This window comes from Corynebacterium sp. CCUG 51687 (genome assembly GCF_024453995.1).
In the GTDB taxonomy this organism is placed as follows: domain Bacteria; phylum Actinomycetota; class Actinomycetes; order Mycobacteriales; family Mycobacteriaceae; genus Corynebacterium; species Corynebacterium pseudogenitalium.
Window position 1 is genome coordinate 1 of record NZ_JAGPYT010000007.1, and the last position, 14,611, is coordinate 14,611.

The 14,611-nt window shown below is 64.1% G+C and carries 12 protein-coding genes; 3 read left to right on the forward strand and 9 right to left on the reverse strand.

What is annotated here, in order from left to right:
- Nucleotides 1-310: 310 nt before the first annotated feature.
- The 6 genes from KBX13_RS07655 to KBX13_RS07680 all read right to left on the reverse strand — a co-directional run bounded on the left by KBX13_RS07655 (nt 311) and on the right by KBX13_RS07680 (nt 7,722).
- Nucleotides 311-1,030: a glutamine amidotransferase gene (locus KBX13_RS07655; protein ID WP_256021527.1), complete on the reverse strand. Its 720-nt coding sequence runs from the start codon at nt 1,028-1,030 to the stop codon at nt 311-313.
- Nucleotides 1,023-2,282, reverse strand: a complete 1,260-nt coding sequence (locus tag KBX13_RS07660; protein WP_256021528.1) for a Mur ligase family protein — start codon at nt 2,280-2,282, stop codon at nt 1,023-1,025. The genes KBX13_RS07655 and KBX13_RS07660 overlap by 8 nt, the downstream gene beginning before the upstream one ends.
- A gap of 9 nt (nt 2,283-2,291) precedes the next feature.
- The gene (locus KBX13_RS07665) at nt 2,292-3,284 is read right to left on the reverse strand and encodes a DNA polymerase III subunit epsilon (RefSeq protein ID WP_256021530.1); all 993 of its coding nucleotides are present in this window, start codon (nt 3,282-3,284) and stop codon (nt 2,292-2,294) included.
- 14 nt (nt 3,285-3,298) lie between these two features.
- Nucleotides 3,299-4,723: a hypothetical protein gene (locus tag KBX13_RS07670; protein WP_256021657.1), complete on the reverse strand. Its 1,425-nt coding sequence runs from the start codon at nt 4,721-4,723 to the stop codon at nt 3,299-3,301.
- Nucleotides 4,724-4,951: 228 nt separating this feature from the next.
- Nucleotides 4,952-6,712, reverse strand: coding sequence for a 2-isopropylmalate synthase (gene leuA / locus KBX13_RS07675; RefSeq protein WP_256021532.1), 1,761 nt, complete (start codon nt 6,710-6,712; stop codon nt 4,952-4,954).
- Between the two features lie 152 nt (nt 6,713-6,864).
- Complete coding sequence (locus KBX13_RS07680; protein ID WP_070363273.1) at nt 6,865-7,722, reverse strand: DMT family transporter; 858 nt, start codon at nt 7,720-7,722, stop codon at nt 6,865-6,867.
- 115 nt (nt 7,723-7,837) lie between these two features.
- Between KBX13_RS07680 and KBX13_RS07685 the strand changes: the two genes are divergently transcribed.
- Complete coding sequence (locus KBX13_RS07685; protein WP_070363272.1) at nt 7,838-9,103, forward strand: aspartate kinase; 1,266 nt, start codon at nt 7,838-7,840, stop codon at nt 9,101-9,103.
- 15 nt (nt 9,104-9,118) lie between these two features.
- Nucleotides 9,119-10,153 (forward strand): aspartate-semialdehyde dehydrogenase, encoded by a 1,035-nt coding sequence (locus KBX13_RS07690; protein WP_070477284.1) that lies wholly within the window; start codon nt 9,119-9,121, stop codon nt 10,151-10,153.
- Nucleotides 10,154-10,586: 433 nt separating this feature from the next.
- Here KBX13_RS07690 and KBX13_RS07695 read toward each other — a convergent pair whose 3' ends face one another.
- From KBX13_RS07695 to KBX13_RS07705, 3 genes are all read right to left on the reverse strand, one after another.
- Nucleotides 10,587-11,861, reverse strand: a complete 1,275-nt coding sequence (locus KBX13_RS07695; RefSeq protein WP_070363270.1) for a hypothetical protein — start codon at nt 11,859-11,861, stop codon at nt 10,587-10,589.
- Between the two features lie 72 nt (nt 11,862-11,933).
- Nucleotides 11,934-12,170, reverse strand: a complete 237-nt coding sequence (locus tag KBX13_RS07700; RefSeq protein WP_256000666.1) for a helix-turn-helix domain-containing protein — start codon at nt 12,168-12,170, stop codon at nt 11,934-11,936.
- Nucleotides 12,171-12,323: 153 nt separating this feature from the next.
- Nucleotides 12,324-12,869: an RNA polymerase sigma factor gene (locus KBX13_RS07705; RefSeq protein WP_070363268.1), complete on the reverse strand. Its 546-nt coding sequence runs from the start codon at nt 12,867-12,869 to the stop codon at nt 12,324-12,326.
- Between the two features lie 96 nt (nt 12,870-12,965).
- Between KBX13_RS07705 and KBX13_RS07710 the strand changes: the two genes are divergently transcribed.
- Nucleotides 12,966-14,525, forward strand: a complete 1,560-nt coding sequence (locus KBX13_RS07710) for a catalase (RefSeq protein WP_256021534.1) — start codon at nt 12,966-12,968, stop codon at nt 14,523-14,525.
- Nucleotides 14,526-14,611: the final 86 nt, after the last annotated feature.

Genomic DNA, 14,611 nt, shown 5'->3' on the forward strand with positions numbered 1-14,611 from the left:
AGCGGGGGAATATCGTGCGGGGACATGGGTGCGGACCTCCTTCAGGTTCTGGCCCACAACCAGCCTGCCACCTAGGGAAAAACTAGGAATTTGGTGTTGTGACCAACGAGCTTGACACCAAATTCGCGCTTTTCGAGTAGGCCCTGAAGCGTTTCCCCAGGTCGCGAAAATCCAATGCGGGAATTTGGTGTCACCCCAACCGAGCCGAGTGCCAAAAGACGCAACACCTTTTTCGCGACCTGGGCTTTTCCCGAGTTCCTCGGAAGGAAATGCGTCCTTTGGCACTGGCTCCTAGAGCGCTAGCGGCAACCTACCTGAGGCGCTCCTTGCGCAGCTGGTCCACCTCGGGCAACGCGAGTGGGGTGAGTTCCTGGGCGTCGATGCCGAGGGCGCGGGCGAGGAGGAGGTCGGCAAGTTCGGGGTTGCGGGCCAGGGCGGGGCCGTGCATGTAGGTGGCGATGACACTGCCCTGCACAACGCCCTCAACGCCAGCCCGAGAACCAGCACCCACGTTGTTACCCACGCCGCGTTTCACCTGGCCGAGTGGGGAGGCGTCGGGGCCGAGGGTGGTGCCGCCCATGTGGTTTTCGAATCCGGTGAGGGGGGCGGAGAGGCCGTCGAGAAGTGGGTGGGATTGGACTTCCCCGATGGCGCGCTCCGGCATGGGGGAGGTGTGGACGTCGAGGACGCCGATGCCGGCGACTTCCTTGCCGTGGGCGGTGAAGCTGTGGCCGAGGACCTGCATGCCGGCGCAGACGGCGAAGACGGGGCGGCCGGCGTCGATGGCGCGCTGCAGGCCGGGGGACGCGTTGAGGCGGGAGGCCGCGATGATTTGGGCGGAGTCTTCGCCGCCGCCGAGGGTGTAGATGTCGCAGTCGGAGGGGATGTCCTCGGTGAGGGGGATGGGCCGGATGTGGGCGTCGATGCCGCGCATGCGGGCTCGTTGGCGCAGGACGAGGGCGTTGCCGTCGTCGCCGTAGGTGCCGAGTACGTCGGGCAGCAGCAGGCCGATGGTCAAAGTGTTAGTCACGGTCCAGCTCCTTGTGTAGGTCCTTTTTGAGGTCGCGGAAGGCGGTGTAGTTGGCCAGCACTTCGACGCGGCCGGGTGGGCAGGCGCGGATGGCGTCGACGCAGTTGTGGATCAGTTCGTGTTCGATGTCGGCGTAGAGCAGGCGCACGGCGAGGTCGGTGCCGCGTTCGCCAGCGGCTTTGACGGCGATGCCGTGGAAGTCTTCGAACTTGACGTCCCAGAGCCAGGAGAGGTCTTCGCCGTCGGCGACTTGGCCGTTGACGGCGATGACGAGGCCGTCGGCGGTGCGGTCCACCATGGAGAGGGCCTCTTGCCAGCCTGCCGGATTCTTGGCCAGCAGGAGGCGGACTTCGTGGTCGCCGAAGTGGATGGTGGAGTAGCGTCCTGCGACGTCTTGGACGTCGGCGACGGCGGCGAGCGCGGAGGCGAGTGGTACACCGAAGACGTCGACGGCGCAGGCTACGGCCTGTGCGGCGTTGCCGCGGTTGGCCCGCCCCGGCAGCGCCAGGTCAAGCGTGACGACGCCCCCATCCGGGCAGCGCAGGCCGTCGTCGGTGACGGCGTAGGTGGGGGTGGGGCGTCGAAACTCGGAGCCGTCGGGGAGGGGTTCGACGGCGTACCAGTCGTCCTCGGTGCGTACGACGTGGCCGCCGCTGCGGGGGTTGGTGACGGAGTCGCCGAGCCAGCCGACGCCCGCGGAAACCCAGATGACGTTGGGGTGGTCCCAGGCGACGGAGGTCATCAGCACGTCGTCGCAGTTAGCGATGACGGTGGCCTCCGGGTGTGCGTTGACGGCGCCGCGGAGGGCGCGCTCGATCTTGTTGATCTCGCCGACGCGGTCCAGCTGGTCGCGCGACAGGTTGAGCAGCACGAACGCCTTCGGCTGCAGCCGGTCGGCGACGTGGGGGACGTGCAGCTCGTCGACCTCGAGGGCGATCGTGGAGGCGTCCTTGCCCGCCATGAGCGCGGAGATGATGCCGGCGTCCATGTTGTCGCCGCCGTCGTTGGTGGCGACGGTCCTGGTGGAGCGCAGCGCCGCTACCAGCATCTTTGTGGTGGTGGACTTGCCGTTCGTGCCCGTCACCAGCACGGACGGGCGCCCCTTGGACAGGCCTGCCATGATGTTCGGGTCGATCGCGTTGGCAACGAGCCCGCCGATCATGCCGCCGGCGCCGCGGCCGGTGGCGCGCGACGCGAACGTGGCGGCCTGCGCGGCGGCCAGCGCAACAGAGGTACGCAGTTGTGAGAGCATGCCTCTACGTTAGTCGCGCGCTACGGCCTGGAGAAACTCTTGCGCGCTGAGCACCGGGATGTCTTTGCGGTGCGCGTGCATCGCTTTGCCTCGCAGTTCGGCGCCGCGGGATGGGGCGTCGGAGACGACGAGGGAGGCGGTGCGTGTGAGCTTTTCTTGGTAGTTCAGCCCGGCGTCGAGCGCGGCCTGGATGAGCTCGTCGGGGTCGACGGCGACGTCGTCGGAGATGGAGATCTCCATGCCTGGCTTGAGGCCCGCACCCGTGTAGACGCCCGGATTATCGACGTCCCCTTCGCGCTTATGCGCGTCCACCCGCAGTGCGGAGCGCTGCAGGCCGAAGCGGTCCGCCTTGAGGTCCTCCGGTTCGATGCTGGTCAGCGTGCCGTTTTCGCGCAGCTGCAGGTACACCGCGACGAGCTTCAGTGTGGCCGCCCGGGAGAGTTCCTCCTCGGGGACGCTGGCGCGCTCGACGGTGGCGGTGGCCGGTTCGGAGAGCACGCCGACTTGGTTGGCCACGGCGTTGAGTCGCTCGTCGATGAGGATGTGGCCCTGGCGGCGTGCGCTGCCGAGGATGTCCACGATTGCTTCGGGGCGCGGGATGTGGCCGACGCGCTGGCGGCGCCGGTTGTGCTTGCGGGCGCGTTGGCGGTTGGCGCGGGCGGCGGCGTTCATGGCGCGGCGCGACTCGGAGACGAGGTACCCCCACTCCGTGGGGCTGTCGAGCACGATGAGGGTGCGGCCGTCGATAAGCTTGTTGAGTGTCTTGAGGTGCCGCGCGAACCGTGGCGCCTGGGCGAAGTCGCTCTTCTCCAGGTTGTGCAGGTGGCGTGGGCCGGCGTCTTTGACCGGGTTGAATACGGCGTGGAAGTCCTCGCCGACCTCGCCGTTTTCGTCGAACGTGACCGCATCGAGGGTGAGCAAACGCCCCGTGGAGGGGTGGATGCTTGTCGAAAGGGCGCTTACCGCGACGAACGGAAAGAGCTCGTGGTCAGGTGTTGTCATCACTCTGATAGTAGCTATGGCCACTGCACGCGGTGTAATGGCCCGCCGAGCGGCGTGTCCGACTGGATCTGCAGGCCGCCGAAATTGTACTGGTAGTCGGGGGCAGGCGCTGGTGCAGGGGCCGGCGCGGGCTGTTCCTGCGCGGGAGCGGGCTGCTGCACAGGCGCTGGTGCAGGCGCAGGGGCGGGCACGGGCGCAGGCGCTGGGGCCTGCCACACCGGGGCCGGTTGTGCTGGCACCTGGTACGCCGGTTCCTGTTGCGCCGGGGCTGGCGCCGAGGCCGGCTCAGACGCGGGCTCCGAAGAAGGCGGCGTGGTCTCCTCGGTGGTCTGTTCCGTCGACCGCTTCGAAGGTTCCGGCTTCTGGCCGGACTTGCTCGGGGAGTGCGCAGGCTCCGTCATGTACGTGGAAACTGTGTCCGGCGAGCCGCTCCACTGCTCGCTGAACGCCACCGAGCCGATCAGCGCGATCAGCAGCGCGCCGATGACAGCGGCTACCCAGCGCATCGGGTGGATCGGCTGGTTCTTCTTCGGCTGCGCCTCCGGGGCCTTCTCGTCCGCCGGGGTCTCCACGGCGGGGAACTCCTCCGAATCAGCCTTCGCTGCGGCGGACTTGGCCACCGCGTCGGCGCTGTCTTCCAGCTCCTCTGGGCGTACCACGGGGATCACGGTGGTCGCCGACATCGCCGAGGTATCCGGGTGGCGCGGGTGGACCTGCACCGGCGGAATCGGGGAGAGGGGCGGAAGCACGTCCGGGGCGAGTGGGCCAACGGTCACGCTCAACGACGGCTTGCCACCCAGCGGCGCGAGGTAGCCGTGAGCTACCGCCAGCAGGCCACGCTCGCTGAGGGACTGCAGCGTCGGCAGCAGCGCGGTGGCCACTGGCCCCACCAGGGTGCCGACGGCCCGATCCCCAATCGCGACCTGCACAGTATCTTCGGCGGCATCCTCAGTGGCGCTCAGCGTGAGCAGGTAATGCTTCCGGTCCAGCACCGAAACTTCCTGGGCTTCCTGCGCGTCCGGGAGGAAGGAGACGTCGTAGGTGCGGGTGTCGTCGAGAAACACCCACGGCTCGGTCGGGGGCTGGTTGGTGGGGATGCACAGGCCGGGGCGTGGCAGGCGGAGGACGGTTTGCAGGGAGCCGTCCGCAAGGCGGGTGGCGCGCACCGTGACCTGCGGGATCATCGAGGCTTCCACGATCCAGGACAGCTCCGCGTACTCGCGCGCGTCCGAGGCGCTCATGCTGCCGAGCACCGAGTCCTGGAAGTGAATGTCGAACCCGCCGCCCACAGCGCGCGGGATAAGCAGCGCCGCGAGGTCCGCAACGCCCGTATCGGCAGAATCGAGCAGGTGAATGATGTGCTCTTGCTCCGCCTCGTGCACCGGGATGTTGCGAACAGCACCAAGCCCGTGGTCTGGAACCACGTATGTTGTTGCCATTTCGCCCTGCCTTACCCGGTGCTGCCTCGCCAGTAGATAAATCTCCGAGCAATGAGTATAAGGCGCGCACCTGGGTAAACGCATGTCGACCTGTGGAGGCGTGTGACGCGTCACGGTCGTACGCAGCGCGGATTCTTATACGCTGAGAGAGGCGTAAGAGAAGCGAGCGCGCTTTATCACTCGCATCTCAGTCCGCCAGGCAGAACGACCCCCCTGACGGGGGTGGAGCTATGCGACGGTCGAGCGGTTCACCGCGGACACGATGGCCTGCATCGACGCCAACGTCGTCGATCCTGCCACGCCAGCGCCCCACGCACACTTGCCGTCGACATCCGCGTAGATGTAGCAGGCCGCGTCGGCGTCGTCACCCGCGGAGCGGGCGCGCTGCGAGTAGTCCTGCACCTCGACGTTGATGCCGATGTTCTCCAGAGCGTTCGCGAACGCCGCGATCGGGCCGTTGCCGACACCTGTGACTTCGTGGTCCTGGCCGTTGTAAGTCACCTTGGCGCGGATCCCGGTCGTCGTGGCGTCCTTGCCTTCCTCATCCGACGTGCGGAAGGAGTGCAGCTCCAGTGGCGAATCCGGGTCCAGGTAGGTCGTGGCGAAGATGTCCCACATGTTCTTCGAGTTGACCTCGCCGCCCTCGTTGTCGGTGATGTTCTGCACCACCGCGGAGAACTCCGGCTGCATCGCCTTCGGCATATCGATGCCGTGGTCCGTCTTCATGATGTAGGCAACGCCACCCTTGCCGGACTGGGAGTTGACGCGGATGACGGCCTCGTAGTCGCGGCCCACATCCTTCGGATCGATCGGCAGGTACGGGACCTCCCACACCGTCTCGCGCAGCTCTTCCCACTGCACCTCGGTGGAGTTTGCGCCTGGGCGCACCTTGCTCGCCAGTGCGTCCAGGCCTTTATTAATAGCGTCCTGGTGCGAGCCGGAGAACGCCGTGAAGACCAGGTCGCCGCCGTATGGGTGGCGCTCGGGGACGCGCAGCTGGTTGCAGTACTCCACGACGTCGCGGATGCGCTGGATATCAGAGAAGTCGATCTGCGGGTCGACGCCCTGCGTCAGCATGTTCAGGCCCAGTGTGACCAGGTCGACGTTGCCGGTGCGTTCACCGTTGCCGAACAGGCAGCCTTCGATGCGGTCCGCGCCCGCCATGTAGCCCAGCTCGGCCGCGGCGATGCCTTCGCCGCGGTCGTTGTGGGGGTGCAGCGACAGGATGATGGAGTCGCGGCGCTTCAGGTTGCGGTGCATCCACTCGACCGAGTCCGCGTACACATTTGGGGTAATCATTTCGACGGTCGCCGGCAGGTTGATGATCATCGGCTGCTCAGGGGTCGCGTCCATGATCTCGACGACGGCGTCGCACACCTCAGCCGCAAAGTCCAGCTCAGTGCCGGTGAAGGACTCCGGCGAGTACTGCCAGCGCCAGTTCGTGTCCGGGTAATCCTTCGCGATGCCCTTGATCAGCTCCGCCGCGTCCGTCGCCAGTTTCTTGATCGCCGGGCGGTCTTTCCGGAACACCACTTCGCGCTGCAGCTTCGACGTCGAGTTGTAGAAGTGCACGATCACGTTCTTCGCGCCCGAGCACGCCTCGAACGTGCGACGAATCAGGTGCTCACGGGCCTGTACCAGCACCTGGATGGTGACGTCATCCGGGATCATGTCCTGCTCGATGATCTCGCGCACAAAGTTGAAGTCAGTCTGCGAGGCGGACGGGAAGCCCACCTCGATCTCCTTGTACCCCATCTCCACCAGCAGGTTGAACATGCGGCGCTTGCGCTCTGGGTTCATCGGGTCAATCAGGGCCTGGTTGCCGTCGCGCAGGTCCACCGCGCACCACTGTGGTGCGTGCGTGATGGTGGCGTCTGGCCAGGTGCGATCCGGCAGGCGGATAGGCTCTACCTCCTGCGCAAACGGCAGGTAGCGGTGCGCTGGCATCTTCGATGGCTGCTGCTTATTCCAGGCTGGTTGGGTGGTCATTGTGGCTGTTCTCCTTCGTGGCGAGTTTCACGGTCGGCGTGCACAAACTCCGCGACGGGCGCCGGCCGTGTTACAACGAGGCCTGTATCCCGCCGCGGCAGATTAGGAGCAGCAGCTGATGTGACATGCGCCAAAGCATACACGGTTTGCGCCTATCCCACTTGAATACTGACCCGTGTGAGCATCGCCGCGCTGGCCAGCATCATAATTATCGACGCCACCATCGCCACCCAACCCCCAACACTGGACACGGCGAAGTTCTCCCCAAGCAGCACGATGCCCAAGGTGAGTGCAACCAGAGGCTCAACAACCTTCATGGCCGGCAGCGTGGTGGCCAGCTTGCTGGCGCCGAACGCGAACTGCTGCACTGCCGTGCCCAGCACCGCGCAGGCCAGCATGGCCCAGAACTGCCACGACTCCACAAGTCCAACGACTCCGCCGTGTACGTAGGCGTCCACAGCCACCTTGGAAAACACCGCCAGGTAGCCGAAGATCGCGCCGCACAGGATGCCGTAGGCCAGCGCCTGCGTAGCGGCGCCACGGGTGCGGGCGAACGCGACCGTCCCGACCATCCAGGCCAGCCCAACCCCGATTGCCAGCACCCAGCCGACCATTCCCGGCGGGGCGGTGCCCGGCACCGGGCGGCCCACCAGGATCACCACCGCAACGAAAATGGTCAGCAGCGTCGCCCACGCCGTGCCCTGCGGCGACATTGTGCGGTGCTCCACGCGCGCCGAAAGTAGCAGCGTGAACATCAGTGACAGCACCAGAATCGGCTGGACTACCAGCAGGGATCCGAACGCCAGCGCCAGCGCCTGAAATCCGTACGCGGCCAGCGCAAGGGCGAGCGATGCCCACCAGGCGGGGCGTCGCAAAGAAGAAAGCGGTGAGGGATTGACCTCCGTTGTGGAGCGGCCGGCGCGCAAGATGCGGTGGCGCCACACCGTCCCCACCGCGATGAGCAGCGCAGACGTGAGCGCAAAGCTAATCGCAAGGAAGTCGTTCTGCATGGTCAACGATAATACTAATTTTCTGTGCCATGTCGCCCCATAGTCGTTTTTGGGACGCTATTCTTATAGTGCGGATTTTCACGCGACAGTTTTTACACCGATGGAAGGTTCTACCATGGCATTGATCGTGCAGAAATACGGGGGCTCGTCCCTCGAAAGCGCCGACCGCATACGCGCGGTTGCTGAACGCATCGTTGCCACTAAGAAGCAGGGGCACGATGTCGTGGTGGTGTGTTCCGCAATGGGCGACACCACCGACGAGCTGCTGGACCTCGCCGCCCGCGTCAACCCAACGCCGCCAGCCCGCGAGATGGACATGCTGCTCACCGCAGGCGAGCGCATCTCGAACTCGCTGGTCGCGATGGCGGTCGCATCCTTCGGCGCTGATGTGCAGTCCTTCACCGGCTCGCAGGCGGGCGTCATCACCACCGAGCGCCACGGCAACGCCCGCATTATTGAGGTGACGCCGGGCCGCGTCCAAGAAGCTATCGACGCCGGCCGCATCGCCATCGTCGCCGGCTTCCAGGGCGTCAACCGTGACACTAAGGACGTCACCACCCTCGGCCGCGGCGGGTCCGACACCACCGCCGTCGCCCTCGCCGCCGCCCTCGGCGCCGACGAGTGCGAAATCTACTCGGACGTTGACGGCGTTTACACCGCCGACCCACGCATCGTCCACGATGCCCGCAAACTCGACAAGCTCTGCTTCGAAGAGATGCTTGAGCTCGCCGCGTCCGGCTCGAAAATCCTTGTGCTGCGCAGTGTGGAATATGCGCGCGCATTCAACGTACCCATGCGGGTGCGTTCGTCATACAGCAACGATCCCGGCACCCTCGTCGCCGGAGCATTGGAGGATATCCCCATGGAAGAAGCAGTACTGTCCGGCGTTGCCACCGACGCGTCCGAAGCGAAAATCACCATCCTCGGCGTCAAGGACCTGCCAGGGGAGGCCGCCAAGGTGTTCCGCGTCCTCGCCGACAACGAGATCAACATCGACATGGTGCTGCAGAACATCTCCAGCCTCCACAACCTGACCACCGACATCACCTTCACCCTCCCAATTGCCGACGGCCCCCGCGCCATGGAACTGCTCAAGGCCCTCCAGGCGAAAGAAGGCTGGGACAACATCACCTACAACGACCAGATCGGCAAGGTGTCCCTCATCGGTGCAGGCATGAAGACCCACCCGGGCGTCACCGCCGACTTCACCGAAGCACTTCGCGACGCCGGCGTGAACATCGACATGATCACCACCTCCGAAATCCGCATCACTGCCGTTGTACGCGAAATCGACCTTGAGGAAGCTACCCGCGCTATCCACGACAAGTTCGAACTCGGCGGCGACGAACCAGCCATCGTCTACGCTGGCACCGGACGCTAAGAAAGGACACACTTCATGACCACCATCGCAGTAGTAGGTGCAACCGGCCAGGTCGGCCGCGTCATGCGCGAAATCCTCGCCGAACGAGACTTCCCAGCGGACAAAGTGCGCTTCTTCGCATCACCACGCTCCGCGGGTAAGCACCTCGAATACCGCGGCCAGGACGTCGTCGTCGAAGACCTCACCCAGGTCACCGAAGACTCCGTCGCCGACGTCGACATCGCGCTCTTTTCCGCAGGCGGCGGCACCTCCAAGCAGTGGGCCCCAGTCTTCGCAGCCGCCGGCGCCACCGTCGTAGACAACTCCTCCGCGTGGCGCAAGGACGACGACGTCCCCCTCATCGTCTCCGAGGTCAACCCCGACGAAGCCAAGGCGCCAGCCAAGGGCATCATCGCGAACCCGAACTGCACCACCATGGCAATCATGCCCGTGGCCAAGGCACTCCATGACGCCGCCGGCCTTCACACCATGCGCGTAGCCTCCTACCAGGCCGTATCCGGCTCCGGCCTCGCCGGTGTGCAGGCGCTTGCAAACCAGGTCGCCGAAATCGGCGAGCGCAACACCGAACTCGCCCTCGACGGCTCCCTCCTCCAGCCCGAGGAGCTCGGCCCATACGTCGCACCCATCGCCTTCAACGCGCTGCCACTCGCCGGCAACCTCGTCGACGACGGCACCGAAGAAACCGACGAGGAGCAGAAACTCCGCAACGAATCGCGCAAGATCCTCTCCATCCCAGACCTGCGCGTCTCCGGCACCTGCGTCCGCGTCCCAGTGTTCACCGGGCACACCATGGTCGTCCACGCCGAGTTTGAGAAGGAAATCACCCCTGACCAGGCTCGCGCCGTCCTGGAGGCCGCGCCGGGCGTCTCCGTCGTCGACGTACCGACCCCTCTCGCCGCCGCCGGCAAGGACGATTCCCTCGTCGGTCGCATCCGCCAGGACCAGGCCGTCGACGGCAACCGCGGCCTCGTGTTCGTCGTCTCCGGCGACAACCTGCGCAAGGGCGCCGCACTGAACACGATTCAGATCGCGGAGCTGCTTGTGAAGTAGCTTTTCTGGCTTCTTGAGGGCGCTTGAGGGCGGTCCCCTGGGGTTTGCTCCCTGGCGGGGCCGCTTTTCTGCTTCGGCTTTTGGGGCAGGCCGGTCCGTGACCAGGGAAATGCCCCAATACTTTCTTGGATCCTGGGTTTGAGGTGTGGTTGCTAGGTAGCCAGTGCCAATGGACGCACCGGAAAACATCTAGCACATTGCTGACCTGCAGTGTTGAATGGCTGCACCAAAACCGGTTGCGTCCTTTGGCACTAGGCCTCTCTGGGTGCACACCAAATTCGCCCATGCAGAATCAACGACCTGGGGAAACGTTCCGACTCCTCTCCTGGCACTAAGGGGAAAAACAGGAATTTGGTGCGCTCACCCTTGTAAGAGCCAAAGAAAAAGTGCCAAAGCACGCATCTTGCGTCCCTTGGCACTTGGCTGGGCAGGATTATTTAGCCTGGCTCTCAGCCTCTTCCGTCTCGAGGACTTCTTCCGCTTCGAGGGCCTGCTCGGCCTCTTCGATCATGGCTTCCTTGAAGTCCTTATTTTCCATGACGGACTTCTCGGTAATCTTGTCCAGCTCGCGCTGGTCGTGGCGGGTGAACTTCACGCGCGGATCGAGTTTGTCCTTCATGAGCTCGAGGGCGCGGCGTCGCAGGCTGCCTTCGTGGCGCAGGGTTTCCGAGCCGCGGATGCGGGCTGATGTGACCACGACGATGAGTACCAGGCCCAGGTAGCCCAGGATCGGGTAGACGAACGAGATTAAGTCCTTGAAGCCGACGAAGGACAGGACGAACCCGATCAGGCACGCGGAGATGTAGATGACGCGGAACTTCTGCTGGCGACCGCGTGCCAGGCGCTTGCCCAGGGCGTAGAACATGCCCAACGAGGTGGCGAAAATCATGCCGAAGATCACGAACGTCATGATGAGGCCGAGTGTTGGGTTGATGTTGTTGATGAGGGTGAGCATCGGCATGTCGTGGCCGTTGACGTCGCTGATGCTGACCATGAGGCCCATGCCGAGCAGGAGCAGCATCGCGAGGTAGGCAATACCGCCGAAGAGGCCGCCGAGGCCGGTTTCGCGCGGATCGAGGTAGTTGCCGCCGATGACGACCGCCATGGACACAACGCAGATGAAGTTCAGGCCGGTGTAGTTCAGTGCGGCGATCCACCAGTTTGGCAGCTCGGTTGCGACGTCCTGGGCTGCGATGTTGATGCTATCCCAGTCTGGCTGCGCGTTGACGATGGTCCAGGTGCAGCCGCCGATCACGAAGATCAGGAGGAATGGGGTGAGGATGCCGATCGCGCTGGTCACCTTATTGACGTCCAGCATGCCAACGCCGAGCACCATTGCCAGCATGATGACCGCGCCGATCCAGACCGGGATACCGAACTGCTGGTTCAGGTTCGCACCCGCACCTGCGAACATGATGAACCCGATGGAGAACAGCGTGATGATGGTCGAGATGTCCAGAACCCAGCCCATGACCTTGCCAGTGATGTTACCGAGCACTTCCATGTGTTCAGTCGCCTGGAAGTAGGAGCCAAGCTGGAGGATGGAGATACCGCCGACCAGCATCAGGGCCGAGCTCAAGAGTGCTCCCCAAATGCCTTGCGTGCCGAAGGCTACAAAGTACTGCATCGCTTCCTGGCCGGACGCAAACCCGGCGCCGACAACGATGCCGATGAAGGCAAAGGAGATCGCTATTGCGTTTCGAATCATAAAAGGCAGTGTAGTTGATGGGTTGGGCCTGGTCGGTGAATTCGGAACCTTTTTGGTTTGGTTCCAGGTGGATCATTCGTCCGTGTTGGCGCGCTGCGCTGCGTCCCTTTTGCGTTTGAATGCGAAGACGTCGTCGGCGTAGAGGCGCCGGTGCGCCCCGACTTTGTGGCCGGCTAATTGGCCGGTGTCGATGAGCTTCACGACGTGAGGTCTGGACACGTGGAGGAGGTCCGCCGCCTGCTGGGTGGTGAGCTCTTTTTGTACCGGAACAATTTCAACCGGCCTGCCCTCCGCCTCGTTGGCGAGCACTTCGCGTAGTGCAGAGGCGGCGGATCGTGGAATCCGTAGCGGCTGCTGGGACCCATCGACGACAATGTCGACGCTGCTCGAGTGGGGTTGTGAAAGCGCGATGTCAAGGTCTTCGAGGGCCTGCTGTGCAATAAACGAAAAGGGGGTAATGAGCTAGGTCTGTTCCGTAAGTCGCATGATGTCTTTTCGTGCGCGGGCGACGCGGGAGCGGATGGTCCCGATGCGCACGCCAGCGATTTTGGCGGCTTCCTCGTAGCTGTAGCCGAGCACTTGCGTGAGGACGATGGCTTCGCGCCTGTCGGGGGCGAGTTCGTTGAGGAGGTTGTGGGCGTCGATAACTTCGGGCCACAGGTTCGGGTCGTCGGTGCTGGGCTGTTGGTTGGCGACGTCGTCGTAGTCACTGTTGGTGGCGCGCGGGCGACTGCGGTCGTGGCGCACGGAGTCGATCCAGGTGCGGCGCGCGATGGAGAGGAGCCACGTGCGGGCGGTGGAGCGGCCGGCGAAGCGCGGGAGGGCGCCGAGGGCGCGCAGGTAGGTCTCTTGGGTGAGGTCGTCGGCGGCGTCGTGTCCCGCGAGGTGGGCGAGGAGGCGCCAGACGTCGTCTTGGGTGGCGGCGATGAAGTCGGTGAGGGCAGCTTTGTCGCCCCGGCCGGCCCGGAGGGCGAGGTCGGTGACGTACTGGCTATCGCTGCTGTTCACGAATAAAAAGGGTACCAGTATTGGAAAAACCCTTGATGCCACTCTGATATTCGCGTACTGTATAAATCGAACCCTAACAATAAGGAGGGCCTAACAATGGCAGAGAAGAACGTAGACCACATCCTTTCGAACGGCGAACGTCCAGCGGGCAAGGGTCAAACCACCCAGCTCAGTGGCCAGCCCGTCCCATCGGAAAACGTGAGTGTTACGCAGGGCCGTCAGGGCGCGAATGTCCTGGATGACATTCACCTCATCGAGAAGCTTGCGCACTTCAACCGCGAGAATGTCCCCGAACGTATTCCACACGCGAAGGGCCACGGAGCATTCGGTGAGCTGCACATCACCGAGGACGTGTCCAAGTACACGAAGGCGAAGCTCTTCCAGCCTGGCACCGTCACCCCGATGGCTGCACGCTTCTCCACCGTTGCTGGTGAGGCAGGCTCCCCAGACACTTGGCGTGACGTTCACGGTTTCGCACTGCGCTTCTACACCGAAGACGGCAACTATGACATTGTCGGCAATAACACCCCGACGTTCTTCCTGCGCGACGGCATCAAGTTCCCGGACTTCATCCACTCCCAGAAGCGCCAGCCGAACTCCGGCCTGCGCGATGACGAGATGCAGTGGGACTTCTGGACCCGCACCCCTGAATCTGCTCACCAGGTGACCTACCTGCTCGGCGACCGCGGCACTCCGAAGACCTCCCGTCACCAGGACGGATTCGGTTCCCATACCTTCCAGTGGATCAACGAGGAAGGCACCCCAGTTTGGGTCAAGTACCACTTCAAGACCCGCCAGGGCTGGGAGTGCTTCACCGACGAAGAAGCCACCGAGAAGGCCGGCACGGACCCGGACTTGCAGCGCGAGGACCTCTTCAATGCCATCAAGGATGGGGACTACCCAATCTGGGACGTCAAGGTGCAGATCATGCCGTTCGAGGAGGCGAAGGACTACCGCTTCAACCCGTTCGACCTCACCAAGACTTGGTCGCAGAAGGACTACCCGCTTATCGACGTCGGCTACTTCGTCCTCAACCGTAACCCGAAGAACTTCCACGCCCAGATCGAGCAGCTGGCACTCGACCCAGCCAACCTGGTCCCAGGCGTTGGCCTGTCCCCGGACCGTATGCTGCAGGCGCGCGTCTTTGCGTACTCTGACCAGCAGCGTTACCGCATCGGCGCCAACTACAAGGACCTGCCGGTCAACCGCCCGATCAACCAGGTGAACACCTACGCAGAGCGCGGCTCCATGGCGTACTTCTTCAACGAGGAGAACGAGCCAAACTACAGCCCGAACTCCTACGAGAAGGGCGCCGGCTACCTCGACGACGGCGAAACCTCCGCCAGCGGCCAGGACCTCGGCCTCGCCGAGAACCTCTACATCAACCCGGACCCGGAGGGTACCGATCTGGTGCGCGCCGCCTACGTCAAGCACGCTGAGGATGACGACTTCGGCCAAGCCGGCACCCTCTACCGCGACGTCTTCGACGACGCCGCCAAGGAACGCTTCGTGCACAACATCACCAACAAGATGATGGCGATCACCAACAAGGAGATCGAGGAGCGCGTCTACGAGTACTGGGGCAAGGTCGACGCTGACCTGGAGACCAAGGTTCGCGAGTCCCTTGCTGCTAAGCGCGCTGCGCAGCAGAAGTAACCCTTAACGATTTAAGCCCGCCAGGACGGTGACGTCCCGGCGGGTTTAGGTGTTTGTTGGGTACAGACACGGCGCCACCCCGAGCG